Below are 16,899 nucleotides of genomic sequence, written 5' to 3'. Positions count from 1 at the left end.
CTTATCCTTTATTCGCAGGCGTCCCCGCCAGCCAGCCGCCATCCAGTACCATCTGTGTACCGGTAATTTTCGATGCCGCATCGCTGCATAAGTAAAGCACGGAGGACGCAATATCTTCAATCCCGACGAAATCCTTGATGGCGTGGTTTTTCAGCATCACCTTGGCGATAACCTCGTCTTCGCTCATGCCGTATTCTTTCGCCTGTTCGGGGATTTGCTTGTCCACCAGCGGCGTGCGGACATAACCCGGACAGACCGCATTGACGGTAATGCCGTATTCCGCCAGATCCAGCGCTGCCGCCTTGGTAAAGCCGATCATGCCGTGTTTGGCGGTAATATAGGCGGCTTTATAAGGCGAGGCCGTCAGCCCGTGAACGGAGGCGATATTGATAATGCGGCCGCCGCCCTGCTGTTTCATATATTTTGCCGCCGCTTTGGTGGCATGAAACCCTGCCGATAAATTGATGGCGATAATCTGGTCCCATTTTTCTTCGGGAAAGTTTTCAACCGTACAAACATGCTGGATACCGGCATTATTGACCAGAATATCCACACGCCCCAGCGCCTGATGCGCCTTTTCGACCATATCGCGGATTTCAGCGGGTTTGCTCATATCCGCATCGCTGTAAAAAACGCGTACACCTGTCTTTTCGACCAGGATCTGCCGCTGTTTTTCGATTTCCGCGGCATCGCCGAAACCGTTCAGCACGATATCCGCGCCGGCCTGTGCCAGTATTTCGGCAACAGCTTTGCCGATACCGCTGGTTGACCCCGTGACAACAGCGACCCTGCCCGTTAAAGGCTTATCGGCGTTCTGGGCGTTTTGAAAGAAAAAACCGGACATGCCGTCCCCTTTTGATTATTTGGCGGAAATTGATTTTATGGCTGTCTTCTTTATGCCACTTCCGCGCCGTCACCGCAATCTTCAGGCGCGGTACAAGCAAGCTTTTTCCAGAACGGTGCCAAAATACCGACAGCTTCGGTTTCATCACGTTCCAGCCCGTCCGCCGCAACATCCAGCGCAAATGTCACAATCTGCCGGAAATCATAACCCACGGATGACAAATCGGCATTTAATCCGTCTTTTGCCGCCAGTTCCGGCAACATATGGCGCAAAGCCACAGACCAGCCCATCACCATTTTCATGCATGACATCCAGCGCGGTCCGGTCATACAGAATACCCGCCCAGAAAGCCGTCATCGCATAAACCATCGCATCACTGTTGCAATCCGCCGCCCGCAGTTCCAGATAGCGTTTCAAACGCACTTCGGGGAACAGCGTCGTCAGATGATCCTGCCAATCCTTAATGGAAGGATACATACCCTCAAAACCGGGTAGTTTGCCTGCCATAAAGTCGCGAAAAGACAGCCCTGCCGTATCCAGATATTTGCCGTCGCGATACAGGAAATACATCGGTACATCCAGCGCATAATCGACATAAGAAGCAAAAGACATGTCATCGGAAAAGACAAAATCCAGATTGCCGCAGCGGTCGGGATCGGTCTGGGTCCAGACATAAGAGCGGTAGCTGGCATAACCTGTATCTTTGCCATCCAGTTTCGCGGAGTTTGCCATCAATGCCACAATCACCGGCTGCAATGCCAGCGCCACGCGGAATTTTTTCACCATATCCGCTTCACTGGAAAAATCGAGATTAAGCTGTGCGCCGCAGCTGCGCATCATCATATCAATGCCGTGACGCCCTTTTTTCAGCATGTAATCACGCATGATGCGGTAACGGCCTTTCGGCATCCAGTGAATATCTTCGCGGTGCCAATCGGGATGCAGCCCTTTACGCAGGAAACCGATGCCGCAATCTTCGGCCGCACTGTTTAAGTCCTGCATGAAAGAATCCATCTCCTGCACGGCTGCCGTCACATCCGCCACAGGTGAACCGGAATATTCAACCTGACCGCCCGGCTCCAGCGTCACGGAAATACCGTCTTTCACCAGCGCGACGGGATTGCCGTCTTCCATGATTTTTTCCCAGCCGAATTTGCAGGCAAAATGTTCCAGCAGCATACGGATTCCGGGCATACCTTCATAAGGAAGCGCAGCGCCTGTCGCCTTGTCAAAGGCAAACTGTTCCAGCTCGACACCGATCTTCCATAATTTTTTTTCCTTGATTCCCGCGGCCAAATCGTCGATAAGATCGTTATAGGTAATTTGCGGGTGGGTAATTGTTGGTGTTGAATGCGCCTCGGCGCAAGGAACAGAATCAGAACAAAGGTTTATAGACATGACAGCTCCCCGTTTGAAAATCGGAATTCTAATAGACCCCGTACATAATATCAAGCCGAAAAAAGATACCTCGCTTGCAATTATGCTGGCCGCACAAAATGCGGGCCATGATGTTTTTGTCATGGAACAGGGCGATGTCTTCATTGAAAACGGGCATGCACGCGGCATCGTTCAAGGGATTGAGGTCTTTGATGACACGGCGGAGTGGTGCAAACTGTCCGAAAAACAGGATATGCCGCTGGCGCAGCTGGATATCATTTTCATGCGCAAAGACCCGCCGGTTGATAAACGCTTCATTCACACGACTTATGTTCTGGATCAGGCCGCGGCAGAAGGCGTAACGGTTACCAATCCGCCCGCAACTCTGCGCGATTTTAACGAAAAAATCTTCGCCAGCACTTTCACGGACTATACCCCGCCCTATACGATCACAACATCACAGACGGTTCTGAAAGAATTTCTGTCCGTGCATAAAAAGATCATTATGAAGCCGCTGGACGGTATGGGCGGCGAAGGCGTATTTATGGTCACCGAAGATGATGTCAATTTCGACGTCATTTGGGAAACCCTGACCGGGCGCGGCAGCTATCCGATTATTGCACAGCGCTTCATTCCCGCGATCAAGCAGGGCGATAAGCGCATCATCATCATCAACGGTACGCCCTTCCCCTATATGCTGGTGCGCCTGCCGAAAGACGGCAGTATTCGCGGAAATCTTGCCGTCAGCGGCGATCACGAGGTTCGCAAGCTGGATAAAAAAGATCTGGAAATCGCCGCAGCTGTCGGAAAACGCTTACAGCAGGAAGGTGTTTTGCTGGCCGGAATTGATATTATCGGCACTTATCTGACCGAGGTTAATATCACCAGCCCGACAGGCTTCCGTGAAATCGCCCGCATCTCCGGACAGGATCCGGCTGCGTTGCTGCTGGAAAAAGCCGTGGAACTGCATTGCCGCAAATCGCGCGCAACAGATTGCGCCTCCACAGACAAAGCGGTTGCCTGACCTGCCTTCATTGACATTTTTCTTATATTATGTTAACTTACGTCGTTCTTAAAACAACGGAGAGAGTCGATGTCGATCGTCAAACTGAAACGCGCATGGATTGAGCATACGAAAGAAGAAAGCCGGGTCACAGATAACGGCAAAACCATGTTACTGCACGCCGATAAAATCAGCGATATTCTGGAGGATCAATTTCACCAGTTCGGTTATCACAACGAGGCGGGGCGTCATGTCAGCATCCGCGTCAATACCGTTGTCATGGATAACGGGCAGCAATATTTCACCGTTGAAAATATGGAAGAGATCGAACGTAAATGGGCCGAAGCCTTGCGCGCACCGGTTTACAGGAAAGCACGCAACGTCTCCCGCAACCCTTAAAGGATAAAAACATGGCTGTTCTGGAACTAAAGCTTGCCTTTATGGAAGCAAAAGGCACAAAAAAAGCGCCCGAGATCGTGAAACGGCATAGCGGGGATACGATTCTGATCGACACGCAAAAGATCGGGGAAATTGTTGCCAATAAAAAACAGCGCGACTATGTTGAGACACTGGATTGTTGGATAACTTTCAATATCAATACACTCGTCACCGACAAAGATAGAGAATATTACCTTTATGAAGAGATGGACGAGATCAAGGAAAAATGGCTGGCGGCAGAAGACCAGCGCCCCTCCTATAAGAAGCCCCGCACCCTGAACCGCCAATCCTGAGCGCCTCTTTCCTTCCCGCATTTCTGCTGCGCCGCAGCATTCTCTTTTCTTGACAGAGACGGCTTCCGTCACGCAAGATAGCGCATTGTTTCCCCAATATCCGCTTTGAAGGAGTGCGCCTTTCATGTCTTACGAAGACTATGCCCTGATCGAAGCCGCCGCCGATAATGACGAAGCCCTTGTCATGAAATATCTTGAAGACGGCGCAGATCCGAACACGATCGGTGATTTCGGCTGGACGGCTCTGCACGAGGCCTGCGCCCACAGCTCCATCAATCCGAAAATTATCCGCGCCCTGCTGGATGCCGGGGCCGAACCAAATTTGCACACGAGTGAAGGTTTCAGTTGCCTGTTACTGGCTGTGCAACGCCCTGATACCGATGTGGTTGAAATGCTGCTGGATGCGGGGGCAAATCCGAACCACTTAAGCGGCGGACGCGCAGGTCCGCTTTACTATGCCGCTGATTCCGACAATCCGAAAATGGTCAAATTACTGCTGGATAAAGGTGCGGATGTCGCAAAACTGAACAAAGACGGTGATACCGTGCTGCATGTTCTGGTCAAAGAAGGGCAGGAGCGCAAAATCTATAATCTGATCGTCGCGGGCGCAGATGAGAATGTCAAAAACAAGGCGGGCGAAAGCGCCATTGATATGGCCAAACGCCTTGCCGATAACGACAAACAATATAACGGCCATACCGGTATTCTGCGCGGCAAACTGGACCGCGGCGAAGATGTGCCGCATTTCAAACCGCCGAAGCGCGGCGGATTTTTCCCGATCTGACACTTGAAACACGTTTTAGACAGGATAGGCACGTAACATCCTGCGCCTTTTCTTGACTTTTATGTAATAAAAATACATAATTTGCCACACACAAACACGAATCTAAAAAAACATAAGAACGAGAGACGAGAATGAGCGAAAACACGCCCAAACGCCCGACGAAAACACCTGCCGCATTAAATGCCTTTTTTCAAGACAGCGATTTAACGCCGGATGAAACAAAAGAGATTGTCAAAGCCGCGCTGAAAGATGCCGATTACGGTGAATTCTATCAGGAAATCACAGAGCGTGAGGCGCTCACCAAGGATAAGGGCGAATATACAACCGTCTCCGTCGGCAATAGTGAAGCCGGTTTCGGCTTCCGCGTCGGACAAGGTGAACGCGTCGGCTATGCTTATGCGGATGTTTTCAACAAAGCCTCCCTGACGGAAGCCGTGCAGGAGGCACAGGAAATTCTGGAAAGCGGCAAAGCCGCCGAAAAACTGGGCGGATACGGACGCACGCAGGATCAGCTCTACCCTGCCCAAAACCCGATGAAAAGCATGGATCTGGCGGAAAAAATCGCCAAGCTTGACGAAATTGAAGCGCATATAAAATCCCTCGACCCCGCCGTCACCAATGTCACGTTGGGCTATAAAGCCACATCCAAAGCCGTGCATATCATTACCGAAGACGGCACCAGTCTGGTCGATACACGCCCGAATGTCTCGCTAATGATCCAGATTCAGGTCACGGATGAAAACGGCAACAGCGAAACCGGCTATAAATTGCTGGGCGGTCCTGTTGACTGCAAGGATATTTTCGCCGACAGCGAATGGAAAGCCGCCGCAGATGAAGCGCTGGACCTTGCCAAAACCCTGCTGATTGCCGAAGATGCACCTGCGGGTCAAATGGAAGTCGTCCTTAATCAGGGCTGGCCTGCCGTATTGCTGCATGAAGCCATCGGTCACGGGCTGGAAGGCGATTTTAACCGCCGCAGCATTTCCGTCTATAGCGGTAAAATCGGTCAGAAAGTCGCCTCTGATGAGGTCACGGTTGTCGACCAGGGCGATCTGAAAGGTGAGCGCGGCAGCCTGCATTTTGATGACGAAGGCACACCGACGCAGGAAAATACGCTGATTGAAAAAGGTATTTTGAAATCCTATATGCAGGACCGCCAGAACGCGCTGCTGATGAAAGCCGCGCCGACCGGAAACGGCCGCCGCGAAAGCTATACCAAAACACCGATGCCGCGGATGACCAATACCTATTTCAAACCCGGTGATCACGAGCCCGAAGATATTATCAAATCCGTCGAAGACGGCTTGTATATCAAGGACATGGGCGGCGGGCAGGTTGACATTACCTCCGGGAAATTTAATATGAATGCCACATTGGCCTACCGCATCCGCAAAGGGAAATTATGCGAACCCGTTAAGGGGGCAACGCTGGTCGGTGACGGTCTTTCCGTTATCCAGTCGATCAAAATGGTCGGCAATGATCTGGAACTGGAAAAAAGCGCCGGAATGTGCGGCAAAAACGGGCAAAGCGTCATTGTCGGCTGCGGACAGCCGACTGTGCGTGTATCCAACATGACCGTAGGCGGTACAAAGAAATAAACCGCCTGACTTTAAGGAGAGAACTGAAAATGGTAGCAAGTAAACCGAAAGAATTCGAACGCGCCGCACGCCCCGTCGCCGAGGCTCTGATCAAACATGCCAAGGAAGAAGGCGCGAAATACGGCATTACCGATGTGAAAGTCGTTATCAGCGAAAACACCGAACGTGAAGCGGAAATCGAACGCGGCCATGTTGCGCGCGCCGTCGGCGGCACGACGCATAAAGTCACTGTCACGCTTTACGCAGATGACCGCAGCATCTCTTTCACCAAAAATACACTGGGCATGACCGCGCTGAAAAACGCCATGAATGAAAATATGAAGGTCATTCATCTTGCGCCGGAAAACCCCAGCGCCGCATTGCTGGAAAAGGAAAAAGTCTATACGGGCCCGCAAAGCGATTTGAACCTCTATGATATTACAGAGCCGAGCAATGAAACGCTGATCAATTACGCTAAGGAAGTCGAAGCCGCTGCAATGTCGGTGAAAGGCACAAAGGCAACGCGTTCCGTCAGCATGTCCAAGAAAAACACCCATCTGCTGATTATGGCCACCAACGGTGTCGATATTCAGGAAAGCCGTACCCTGTATCAGGCCAGCGCCAGCGTTGTTGCCGAAGATGAAAACGGTATGCAGATTGACGGGGAATACAGCGTGGCCCGCCATTTCTGTGATATGGCCGGTGCCAAAGACCTTGGCAAACGCGCCGGATTGAACGCGGTTGGAAAACTGGGCGCAAGCCTGCCCGACACCGGTGAATATCCGATCGTACTGGATAATGATGCGGCGGAAAGCTTTTTCAACTCCGTCTTTCAGGCGATTGACGGCACCGCCATCCATCAGGGCGCAAGCTTCCTGAAAGGCAAGCTGGAACAGCAAATTATGAGCGCCGAAGTCACGATTACCGACAATCCGAATCTGCACCGCGGCGTCGCCTCGCGCTCTGTCGATACGGCGGGAATCAAAAGTGAAGAGATCACTTTCGTTGAAAACGGTGTTCTAAAATCCTTCAACAGCAATCTGGCCGAATCCCGCAAACTGGGAATCGAGCCGATCGGACGTGAAAACGGCCGCACCAATACCCGCGTCCAGCCCGGTATCGAAACACCGGACGAGCTGATCTCCGACATCAAGGAAGGCATCTATATTCAGGGCTTTCAAGGCGGTACCGTCAATGTCAATAACGGCACCTATTCCCGTCAGGCTTACGGCAAGATGATCCGCGACGGTAAAATCACCGATGAATCGGTTGACGGTTTTATCGTCTCCGGAAATTTGAAAGAGATGTTCATGGATATCTCGCTGGCCGATGACACGCCGCCGCAGCCGAAATCAAAACATTCGCTGGCCGCGCCGACAACGCGCATCAACCGCGCCACCATCGCCGGAAAATAAGCGCCATAACATATTGAACACGAAAAAACCGCCTTCTGAAAAAAAACGGGCGGTTTTTTTTTACAATTTTTCTATAGTGTTTTCACTGCCATCTGTGGAACAATATGGGGGCGTTTTTTCGCGCCCATGCATCTCATCCCTTTCGGAACAAATAATGAAAACAAAAAATCCGGCATTATTGAATTTTATGCGCAATATCAAAGGGCGCTGGGATTTGTTCGTCGTGCTGATGCGCTGGGACAAGGTTTACCGCAAAGAAATTACCATCGTCATCCTGACACTGATGCTGATTTCCTATTCCATCATTGATATCAATGATAAGTGGGATTACGCCGCCATGGCGCTGGAAATCAGCATTCTGCTGCTGCAATTCGGCAGCGAGATGTCAATCCTGCCAATAAAATACCGCCCCATGCATGCGGGAATTCAGCATTTTTCACAGCTCTGCACCCATATCTGGAATAATAAACGCAGCTTTCCGATGGCGGATATTCTGCCGCCGAAAGCGGAAGAAAATGCCGGATTCCAAAATCCGATTGCCGGGCAGGAGCTTAGCGCGGAAATCCCCTTTTCCAGCGATCAGGTCAGTGACAAAATCATTCTGACCGATGCCCTGCGCTATCAGGAAGTCAGCAAAGACATCAATTACATCATCTCCAATCTGCAGATCATGTATCTGGCGCTGCGCGTTGCCACCAAAACCCAGCATACGACGAACGGCGTTAAACTGGCGCTTTACGGGCTTACGGACGGGCTGCTGAATGATGAACCGCTGACCTTGCGTAAATCCTATTATTTCGATGCGCTGCTGACCAACGAGGCTTTCCGCAGCCGGCTTATCCGCCGTAACCTGCGCGGGCATGAGGAAATCTATTCCGATCTCAGCGCCTATTACCCCGTGCGGCAGGAGCAGGTCAACGGGCGCACCATGCTGCGCATCCGCCCCGATTTTTATGAAAGCGTTTCCGGCCATATCGGCATTACAACCTTGCTGCTGACCGATAACAATAAAATCGGCATGCTGCATCAGGGTGCCGGCAAGGTGATTGACGCGAAAAAAGTCGGACTTGGCGGCTCGGGATCGATGGATTACAGCGATTTTGACAAAGCCGGAAAACCGGAAGATTTGCGCAAAGCCATCGCTTACGGCATGGCACGGGAACTGGCAGAGGAAACAGGCACAAAGCAGCATTTCGATACATTGCTCGACCGTACGATGGTCACGGGATTTTTCCGCTGGGTTGATCGTTGCGCCAAGCCGGAATTTGTCGGCATTACCCGCGGCGGCGATGTCGCCTTTTCCGAAGAGGGTTCAATCGACGGTGACGAAATCGTCAAATTCGAGGAAATGCCGATCACCATCCGCAAACTAAAAGACTTTAAAAAGGCACTGGCCTATATCAAGGAAAATGACATCAAGGTTTCCCTCTCCTCGCTGATGGCCTTGCAGCGCATGGTTGCCATTGCCGGTTATGACAGCGATGACGCCACAGCGGAACAGAAACAAGTCTTTGATAAAATGAATAATTTCCTGTTTTCCTAAAGACAGTCAGCTGCGCCGCCGCCATTTACATATTTTTTACCTTTTTACTATAGACTGTCCTCTAAGCGTAGAGAATAACATGCGTTACGTGGAGGCAATATGCGCATAGAGAATGCAGGGCTGATTACAGATATTTTCGGGCATCCGGTATTATTGCTGGAAGACGCGGTTGAATCCGGCAATCTCCGGGTCGATATTGATGAAGACGCGGTGCGCATCTTCCGCAATAATGAAGAAATCGGCAAAATCGAGGATGTACCGGAGGAAATCGGCTTTTGGCTTGCCCGTCAGGAAAATATCGGCATCATCGCCGGCGGCGGCGGCAGCATCACCCACAGCGCAATCGTCTCCACCCCTTTAAATATTGAAAAACTGGCCGCCCATCAGGTCAAAGACAATGAAGAAGATTTGAACGCGACCTTCGCCGCGGTCATGAATGATGATTTCATGCGCCGCCTGCACGAATATGACGAAGAAAAACAGCGTGTCCTGATGGAGGACTGGCTGGAAGAGATGCGCGCGAAACTCGCGGAAAATGTCGAAGCGCCTTCCGTCTTGAAATATATGGAAGAGCCGTCTGACGAACAATACGAAAATGAAAGCGACGAAGACTATAACCAGCGTATGCTGAATGAATTCCTGAATTATGTCGATACGGATATGCGCTATAAAAAAAGCGATACTTATCTGATCGACAAAGCCTATTACGAAGCCGTCAACCGCGATCCGCAGGACCGCGCCACCCTGACGATGCTCAGCCGCATGACTCCGGCGGAATTTGTTGATACGGCACGCCGTCCCTTAACTGTCGGCACCGATATGACCGGACGCATGGGCACCGTAACCACCTTAAACGGGTTGCCCTCGGAAGGCTTTACGCATTTCCTGAAAAATTTCGCCGATAAACACGGTACAACGCTGGTCGCCATGGGGACAGCCACGTTGCAGCGCGCCGCTATTTTGGGCGCGGTCGGTATGGTGGCACCGCCGCTGGTACCGCTGGCCGCTGTTGCCTATGGCGCTTATAAAATGACCAAGGCCGTTTCCGGCATTTACAATACGCTGCAAAAAGAGGCGAAAGAAAAACAAAATAACGGCATGGGCAAAATCGCCTCCGTCGCAGCAGCGGCGAAAAAACACAAATGGGCGTTGCTGGGGCTGGCCGCTGTCGGCGCGGCTTTCGCGACCGGCATTATCGACCTGCCTTTTGATTTCGACGCACCGGATACGCCCGATATCGCGCCGGACGGTTCTACAATCGCGGCGACTGACGGCGTAACAGGCACCGCCCCCGAAACCGTTGTAGATGCCGGTGATACCGTCGTGACACCCGCAGTAACAGCTGAGGTAACGCCTGAGGTAACACCGGAAACCGTGACGGAAACAACGCCGCCGGAAACCCCTACCGCCACGACCGAAGTTGAAGTGGAAAAAGAACCTGAGACTGTTGTCGCTGAAACAGAGGTCGCAGCAGATAACGGCCCCATTGATTACGGCAGCATGCCCGAAGCCGGTGCCATTCACGCCGTCGCGGAAAATCTTCTGCACGTGCAGGACCCGCAGGCCGGTATTATTGCCAATCTGCAGCAGGGTGATACCGTCATCCCCTTACATATCCATGTCGATGCTGACGGCACATTGCAAATCGACGAGATCACCAGCGAAACCATCAACACGCCGCTGTTGCAAAAAGCCGGCGTACAGACACTCGGGCTGGAGCAAAATGCAGGCTGGACGCAAGGCAGCGGCAGACCGCCCTATATGCCAAGCATCCCGACGGATGATTACAACGCCTTCCTGTCCAAAGTTGATCCCGAAGTCACGCAAAGCGTTCCCGATACGCGCCCCGATATCCGTACATCCGGGCCGCGCACCGGCGGATAAAGACAGGCTTTGCCCTTATCTACGGCTTTTCACGGCATTTTCCGCAGGATTCCCATGTGTTTTCCTTGCCTTTCGCGCCGAATCCCCTCATATTACGGGGTGGAAGGTTGACAATGGGCAGCTGTCCCGTTAACCCGGTCAGATCCGAAAGGAAGCAGCCGCATATGGGTTGTGCTGGGTCGTTGCTCGGCCTTCCACCTTTTTACTTTTTAATGTAAAATTTTAATCATGTCCCAGCCTGAAAAAACAGAGAGCAAACAGGAAAGCGCCGCCAATACGGACGGCAAACCGGATACGCCCTATCTGGTGCTGGCACGGAAATACCGTCCCCGTAATTTTTCCGAGCTGATCGGACAGGATGCTCTGGTCCGCACCCTGCAAAACGCGATCGCCATGAACCGCATCGCCCATGCCTTTATTCTGACAGGCGTCCGCGGTGTCGGTAAAACCACAACGGCACGAATTATCGCCCTTGCACTGAATTGTATCGGCAAGGATGAAAAAAGCGGCATCACGGCAGAACCCTGCGGAGAATGCACACATTGCAAAGCCATCATGGAAGGCCGCCATGTCGACGTGCTGGAAATGGATGCGGCCTCGCGTACCGGTGTCGATGATGTGCGCGATATTATCGATTCCGTGCAATATGCCCCGGCTTCGGCACGTTTTAAAATCTTCATCATTGATGAAATCCACATGCTGTCAAAATCGGCTTTCAATGCGCTTTTGAAAACGCTGGAAGAACCGCCGCCGCATGTCAAATTCATCTTTGCCACGACCGAGATCAACAAAGTTCCCGTCACTATTCTCTCGCGTTGCCAGCGTTTTGACCTGCCGCGTATCGACAGCAATTTGCTCAATGACTATTTCACGGAGCTGCTGGGCAGGGAAAAAATCGAGGCCGAAGACGAAGCCGTGCATATGATTGCCCGCGCCGCGGACGGCTCCGCCCGTGACGGGCTCAGCCTGCTTGACCGCGCCATTGCGCTGTCTGACGGTAAAATCACAGCGGCGCTGGTGCGTGACATGCTTGGCCTGTCCGACCGCAATATGATTTTCGATCTGCTGACGGCACTCAGCGAAGGCAATGCCGAAAACAGTTTCGCAATCGCCGAAAAACTCTTCACCTCCGGCGCCGACCCCGACCAGATTCTAAAAGACCTGCTGGACGCCGTGCATCTTGTCAGTAAGGGCAAGCTTGTGCCGGAAAGCTTGAAAACGGGCTTTTTGCCGGAAACGGAAAAAACGCGCGGACTGGCGCTGGCGGATACATTATCCGTTCCGGCATTATCACGGCTGTGGCAAATCCTGTCCAAAGGGCGGGAGGAGCTAAAAACCGCCGCCACGCCTGCACAGGCGCTGGATATGGTGTTAATCCGCACAATTTACGCCGCGCAAATGCCGCTGCCGTCGGAGATTATTACGGCGCTGGAAAACAGCGGCAGTGACGATGCCGCGACGCAAAAAAAAAGCCTGAAACAAGCCTAAACCCGAAAGAATCCTCCGTTTCGGCACCGCCGCCTGTCAGAACGCCCCCTCCTTCTTCCACTGCCGCAACACATGCCGCAGCGCAGGCGCAGATGCCGGCAGATATCCCCGCGCTTCCGGCACAGGATCCCGACACGCTCACCGCGCCGCAAAGCTTTCGCGATATCGCCGAAATGTTCCGGGAAAAACAGGAGATGCTGCTTTACAGCCAGCTTTATAATTTTATGGTTCCCGTCAGCTTTGCCGCCGGAAAAATAGATATCTGGCTTGATCCGGCAGGGGATAGCAGCGCCCCCGGCACGATTAAAAAGCATCTGTCAGACTGGACGAAAACAAACTGGATTATCTCGCTTGTTCCCGAAAACAGGAAAACGGCGGAGATGAAAACGCTGGCCGATGAAGACAGGGAGGCACAGCAACAAAAGCTTGCAAATGCCGCCAATCATCCTATTGTGAAAGATGTGCTGGCACGGTTCCCCGGAGCGCGCCTTTCGACGATCCGGGATATTGCCAAACAGAATTAGACGTGTTTTTAAGGAGAAGAAAAAATGACAAATCTCGCCCAAATGATGCAAAAAGCACAAGTCATGAAAGAAAAAATGGCGGAGATGCAAAAGCGCGCCAATGAAAGAGAAATTATTGGCGAAGCCGGTGCCGGTATGGTCAATATTACAATCACCGGCCGCGGAGAAGTCCGTGCGCTGAAACTGGAGCCGGGTATCGTCAACCCCGATGATATCGAGGTTCTGGAAGATCTGATTGTTGCCGCCATCAATGATGCGCGCAAAAAGGCTGAACAGGCAATCTCTGAAGAAACGGCAAAAATCATGGAAGATCTCGGCCTGCCGCCCGATCTTGATTTCCAGTTCTAAGATTGACAACGCGGTTTTACTGTTGCTGCTGTTGCTCTTGTTGCCGTCTTTTATGGTCTTCAAGAACCGTTGATAATTTTGCCGCAACTTTTTCAGGATAACGGATATTCGGCAGAACCGTGCCCATTTGTTTGGCGCCGATACGCGATTCCACAACCAGCGAAATATTCCCGATACCGTAACGTTTCTGCAGCCAGTTTGCCGAGGGCTTTATTTCGCGCACACTGTGCAGCAACACGCGTGATTGCTCCCTGATCCAGAAGCTCTGGATGAATTCAATGCGGTTGGGGTAAACGGTGAAGGCCACAGCCTTATAATCCAGCCATGTCATAAACAGCGGACCGGCAAAACCGATCAGCCCGACAATCGAAATCGCCATCAGGTAAGATAAAAATCCTTCAACGCCCGTCACCCAGGCCATGCCTTTAGCCATTTCAGGCAGCAGCATCAATAAAATACAGGAAATACCAATGATACGGATCGGATAAGAATACGCCACCACCGCCGGATGGAAAACGGAGCGCAGCCTGAATAACGGCTTGTTATCTGGGGCTGTTTCCGTCACTTATCTTTTCCGGAATGATGCGGTCTTTCATCGGAAATGGCGGGTTCCAGCTCTTGCGGTTCCTCCTCCGCATTATCCTCCGGCTCATTTTCGCCGGCACTTTCCAACGCCGCATCTTCTTGCGTATCACGGGACGGAACGGATGACGGCGGAATCACAGGCTGCGCCCGCAGCAGATCCGCGGTGTCTTCAGACGCTTCCGCCTCCGCCACCTCTTCTTCCGCCGGAGATGCGGCATCTTCCGCGGCGCGCGCCTCCGCCAATGCACTGCGCTGCATATCAGCCGCCCATGCATCGCGGTATTCGGCATGTACTTTATCCAAAACATCCAGAATTTTCTCGGCAATGCCGGTCCCCATCGGCACATCTTCAATCGCGATACCGACAAATTTCTGCCCCGGCTCATAATAGGCTGAGGCTGGCGCATGCAGTTCAATTGTTTTCAGATTGCCAAGCCCCTGCAAAAAGCTGGTATTTTGTACAACATCCACAATATCCCGGTAATAAAGCCTGCCTTGCTTTCTGTTTAGAAAGCGGCCGGAAAAATAGGAAAAGCTTAAACGGTCCTCAAAGAAATCAAACCGCGTTGCGGCGGCATTTTTACGCCGGATCTCGTAATAAAGAATCGGAATACCGATAATCCCGAGCAGGAAACATCCCCAGAAAATATTTCCGATCGCAATTTTACCAAGAAACCCCAGCATCATTGTCAAAAGCGACAGCAGCAGACCACCGATAACCGTTAAGAATAATGCACCAAAGAAGCCGTAAAACAGCGACTGCATCATCACGACTTTGGGGATAAATTTGGGTTTGACCGAGAAAAGGGGCTTTTGTTTCATCAGGAATACGGTCTCTTGTTGCTTGAATACAAATAACTAAAAACAGTCTAAGCGTGTGAAGGCAATTTTACAAATACCGTTTTTCCTTGCAATTTGCCCGGAATCTTTCTACATATTCCTAAAGCCACGGCTTTACCTTCGCTTTTCAATATAACTGTTTTTCAGGCTCTTGAACAGCAAGCAAAGCAATAAAAAAAATCAAAAGAAATACAAGGGGTTTAAAAGCCATGTCCCAGGCCCAAAGCAAAGAATACTACGAACGTTTTTTTCAAGCACGTATCGAAGATTTGCACAGGGAAGGACGTTACCGCGTTTTCGCGAATATTGAACGTATGGTCGGAAAATACCCCAAAGCGCTTTTCCGGACGGAAAACGGGGTAGAAAAAGAAATCACCATCTGGTGCAGTAATGATTATCTCGGCATGGGGCATAACCCCGTCGTCATTGACGCCGTTTGCGATGCCGTACGCAAAAACGGCGCAGGTGCGGGCGGAACGCGCAATATTTCCGGCACCACAAACCACCATATCGCGCTTGAGAAAGAACTGGCTGATCTGCATGATAAAGAAGCAGGACTGCTGTTTTCCTCCGGATATGTCTCCAATGAATCCGCTATCGGTACGCTGGCAAGACTGATGCCTGACTGCGTGATTTTCTCCGACGAGATGAACCACGCCTCCATGATTCAAGGCATTCGTCAAAGCGGCTGTGAAAAATATATCTTTCGCCATAACGATATCAAACATCTGCGCAGCCTGCTGGATTCCGTCGAGCGTTGCCGCCCGAAAATGATCGCCTTTGAATCCGTCTATTCCATGGATGGTGATATTGCGCCGATCGAAGAAATTTGTGATATCGCGGAAGAATACGGCGCATTAACCTATCTGGACGAAGTCCATGCCGTCGGCATGTACGGCAAAAAAGGCGGCGGTATTGCCGACCAGCGCGGGTTGATGAACCGTCTGGATGTGATTGAAGGCACACTTGGCAAAGCCTTCGGCCTGATGGGGGGTTATATCACCGCCAGTCAGGCGATTGTCGATGTTGTGCGCTCTTACGCTCCGGGCTTTATTTTTACAACAGCCCTGCCGCCCGCAGTTTTAAGCGGCGCTTTGGCCAGCGTCCGCCATTTGAAACAGGCGGGCGATCTGCGCGAAAAACATCAGGAACGCGCCGCGACATTGAAACAAATTCTGACGCAGCGCGGCATCCAGATCATGGATACCGAAACTCATATCGTTCCGGTGATGATCGGCGATCCGCGCATCTGCAAACAAACCAGCGATATTCTGCTGGAGCGTTTCGGCATCTATGTACAACCGATCAACTACCCGACCGTACCGCGCGGCACCGAGCGCCTACGCCTGACCCCGTCCCCCTTCCATACGGATGAGGACATGCACTATCTGGCCGATTGCCTGAAAAAGGTTCTGCCCGCCGCAAAACCCGTCCGCCTCGTGCGTCAGGTCGCCTAAGAAAACATACTGTAATGATACCCTGCAAAATTCTGTACTAAGCTGCGGTTTTCCAGCTTTCGTCAGTTTTTGTGAACTTAAGTTCTTTGTGTACCTTTTTAGAATCTAAGTCGGCCATCATATCCACAAAAGATTTGATATCATCCGCACTATCATCCAAAGCATATAAAGCGTATAAGATGCGAATATAGTTGTCTGCCGTACTATCAATTGAAGTTTCACCACGTTCCCACCGTCCGACAGTCTGTCCCTCTACTTTCAATTGAGAGCCTAATCTTTTTTGAGACCAGTCCAGTTCATGCCTCAAGAAACGAATTTCCGCTCCACTCAATGGCTCTGGACTTGAAATGATTGCTTCTCCAATAATCTTATGTAACTGCTCCACAGCAGTGATAGAAACAGCCTTCCCATATGGGGTTATTCTTTCTGTATACCCATTCAAAAGATAAACGTAATCAAGACCACACTCCGTATAGTGGTATTTTTTAGACTTAGCCAT

Annotated in this window: 18 protein-coding genes and 1 other RNA gene; 13 read left to right on the top strand and 6 right to left on the bottom strand. The window is 51.4% G+C overall.

All coding sequences use genetic code 11. The features are described from left to right. Window position 1: 1 nt before the first annotated feature. From HND56_01330 to HND56_01320, 3 genes are read right to left on the bottom strand one after another with little or no spacing between them, the layout of a single operon-like run. Window positions 2-844 carry a 3-hydroxybutyrate dehydrogenase gene (locus HND56_01330; GenBank protein QKK04405.1) on the bottom strand — a complete coding sequence of 281 codons (843 nt, stop codon included), beginning with the start codon at window positions 842-844 and terminating at the stop codon, window positions 2-4. A 50-nt stretch (window positions 845-894) separates the two neighbouring features. Further along, window positions 895-1,107 carry a hypothetical protein gene (locus HND56_01325; protein ID QKK04404.1) on the bottom strand — a complete coding sequence of 71 codons (213 nt, stop codon included), beginning with the start codon at window positions 1,105-1,107 and terminating at the stop codon, window positions 895-897. After that, the gene (locus tag HND56_01320; GenBank protein QKK04403.1) at window positions 1,046-2,242 is read right to left on the bottom strand and encodes a glutamate--cysteine ligase; all 1,197 of its coding nucleotides are present in this window, start codon (window positions 2,240-2,242) and stop codon (window positions 1,046-1,048) included. Before HND56_01320 ends, HND56_01325 begins: the two co-directional genes overlap by 62 nt. Here HND56_01320 and gshB point away from each other — a divergent pair. The 12 genes from gshB (at window position 2,241) to HND56_01260 (ending at window position 13,518) form a co-directional block, all read left to right on the top strand. After that, on the top strand, window positions 2,241-3,245 hold the full coding sequence (gene gshB / locus HND56_01315) for a glutathione synthase (protein QKK04402.1): 1,005 nt from the start codon (window positions 2,241-2,243) through the stop codon (window positions 3,243-3,245). The genes HND56_01320 and gshB overlap by 2 nt on opposite strands. A gap of 69 nt (window positions 3,246-3,314) precedes the next feature. Further along, complete coding sequence (locus HND56_01310; GenBank protein QKK04401.1) at window positions 3,315-3,623, top strand: hypothetical protein; 309 nt, start codon at window positions 3,315-3,317, stop codon at window positions 3,621-3,623. 11 nt (window positions 3,624-3,634) lie between these two features. Beyond that, window positions 3,635-3,955 (top strand): hypothetical protein, encoded by a 321-nt coding sequence (locus HND56_01305; GenBank protein QKK04400.1) that lies wholly within the window; start codon window positions 3,635-3,637, stop codon window positions 3,953-3,955. A 124-nt stretch (window positions 3,956-4,079) separates the two neighbouring features. Then, complete coding sequence (locus HND56_01300; GenBank protein ID QKK04399.1) at window positions 4,080-4,739, top strand: hypothetical protein; 660 nt, start codon at window positions 4,080-4,082, stop codon at window positions 4,737-4,739. A gap of 131 nt (window positions 4,740-4,870) precedes the next feature. Then, a complete protein-coding gene (gene tldD / locus HND56_01295; protein ID QKK04398.1) occupies window positions 4,871-6,337 on the top strand; it encodes a metalloprotease TldD in 1,467 nt (488 codons plus the stop codon). 29 nt (window positions 6,338-6,366) lie between these two features. Further along, a complete protein-coding gene (locus tag HND56_01290) occupies window positions 6,367-7,731 on the top strand; it encodes a TldD/PmbA family protein (protein QKK04397.1) in 1,365 nt (454 codons plus the stop codon). Window positions 7,732-7,885: 154 nt separating this feature from the next. Next, a complete protein-coding gene (locus tag HND56_01285) occupies window positions 7,886-9,274 on the top strand; it encodes a hypothetical protein (protein ID QKK04396.1) in 1,389 nt (462 codons plus the stop codon). Between the two features lie 99 nt (window positions 9,275-9,373). Continuing rightward, the gene (locus HND56_01280) at window positions 9,374-11,158 is read left to right on the top strand and encodes a hypothetical protein (GenBank protein QKK04395.1); all 1,785 of its coding nucleotides are present in this window, start codon (window positions 9,374-9,376) and stop codon (window positions 11,156-11,158) included. A 101-nt stretch (window positions 11,159-11,259) separates the two neighbouring features. Further along, an RNA gene (gene ffs / locus HND56_01275) (signal recognition particle sRNA small type) lies at window positions 11,260-11,357 on the top strand. Window positions 11,358-11,386: 29 nt separating this feature from the next. Next, window positions 11,387-12,646, top strand: coding sequence for a DNA polymerase III subunit gamma/tau (locus tag HND56_01270; GenBank protein QKK04394.1), 1,260 nt, complete (start codon window positions 11,387-11,389; stop codon window positions 12,644-12,646). 92 nt (window positions 12,647-12,738) lie between these two features. Continuing rightward, window positions 12,739-13,170 carry a hypothetical protein gene (locus tag HND56_01265; GenBank protein QKK04393.1) on the top strand — a complete coding sequence of 144 codons (432 nt, stop codon included), beginning with the start codon at window positions 12,739-12,741 and terminating at the stop codon, window positions 13,168-13,170. A gap of 24 nt (window positions 13,171-13,194) precedes the next feature. After that, window positions 13,195-13,518 carry a YbaB/EbfC family nucleoid-associated protein gene (locus tag HND56_01260; protein QKK04392.1) on the top strand — a complete coding sequence of 108 codons (324 nt, stop codon included), beginning with the start codon at window positions 13,195-13,197 and terminating at the stop codon, window positions 13,516-13,518. Window positions 13,519-13,534: 16 nt separating this feature from the next. Here HND56_01260 and HND56_01255 read toward each other — a convergent pair whose 3' ends face one another. Further along, window positions 13,535-14,083 (bottom strand): hypothetical protein, encoded by a 549-nt coding sequence (locus HND56_01255; protein ID QKK04391.1) that lies wholly within the window; start codon window positions 14,081-14,083, stop codon window positions 13,535-13,537. Further along, window positions 14,080-14,925, bottom strand: a complete 846-nt coding sequence (locus tag HND56_01250) for a hypothetical protein (protein QKK04390.1) — start codon at window positions 14,923-14,925, stop codon at window positions 14,080-14,082. The genes HND56_01255 and HND56_01250 overlap by 4 nt, the downstream gene beginning before the upstream one ends. Window positions 14,926-15,152: 227 nt before the next feature. Between HND56_01250 and hemA the strand changes: the two genes are divergently transcribed. Next, window positions 15,153-16,400 (top strand): 5-aminolevulinate synthase, encoded by a 1,248-nt coding sequence (hemA, locus tag HND56_01245; GenBank protein ID QKK04389.1) that lies wholly within the window; start codon window positions 15,153-15,155, stop codon window positions 16,398-16,400. 37 nt (window positions 16,401-16,437) lie between these two features. Here the strand turns inward: hemA and HND56_01240 are convergent, their stop codons facing one another. Next, window positions 16,438-16,899, bottom strand: a complete 462-nt coding sequence (locus HND56_01240) for a transcriptional regulator (GenBank protein ID QKK04388.1) — start codon at window positions 16,897-16,899, stop codon at window positions 16,438-16,440.

It is taken from the genome of Pseudomonadota bacterium, assembly GCA_013285465.1.
Classification (GTDB): domain Bacteria; phylum Pseudomonadota; class Alphaproteobacteria; order Micavibrionales; family CSBR16-224; genus CSBR16-224.
Note: the sequence above shows the minus strand (reverse complement) of the source record. Positions and strands in the feature narration are given on the sequence as shown.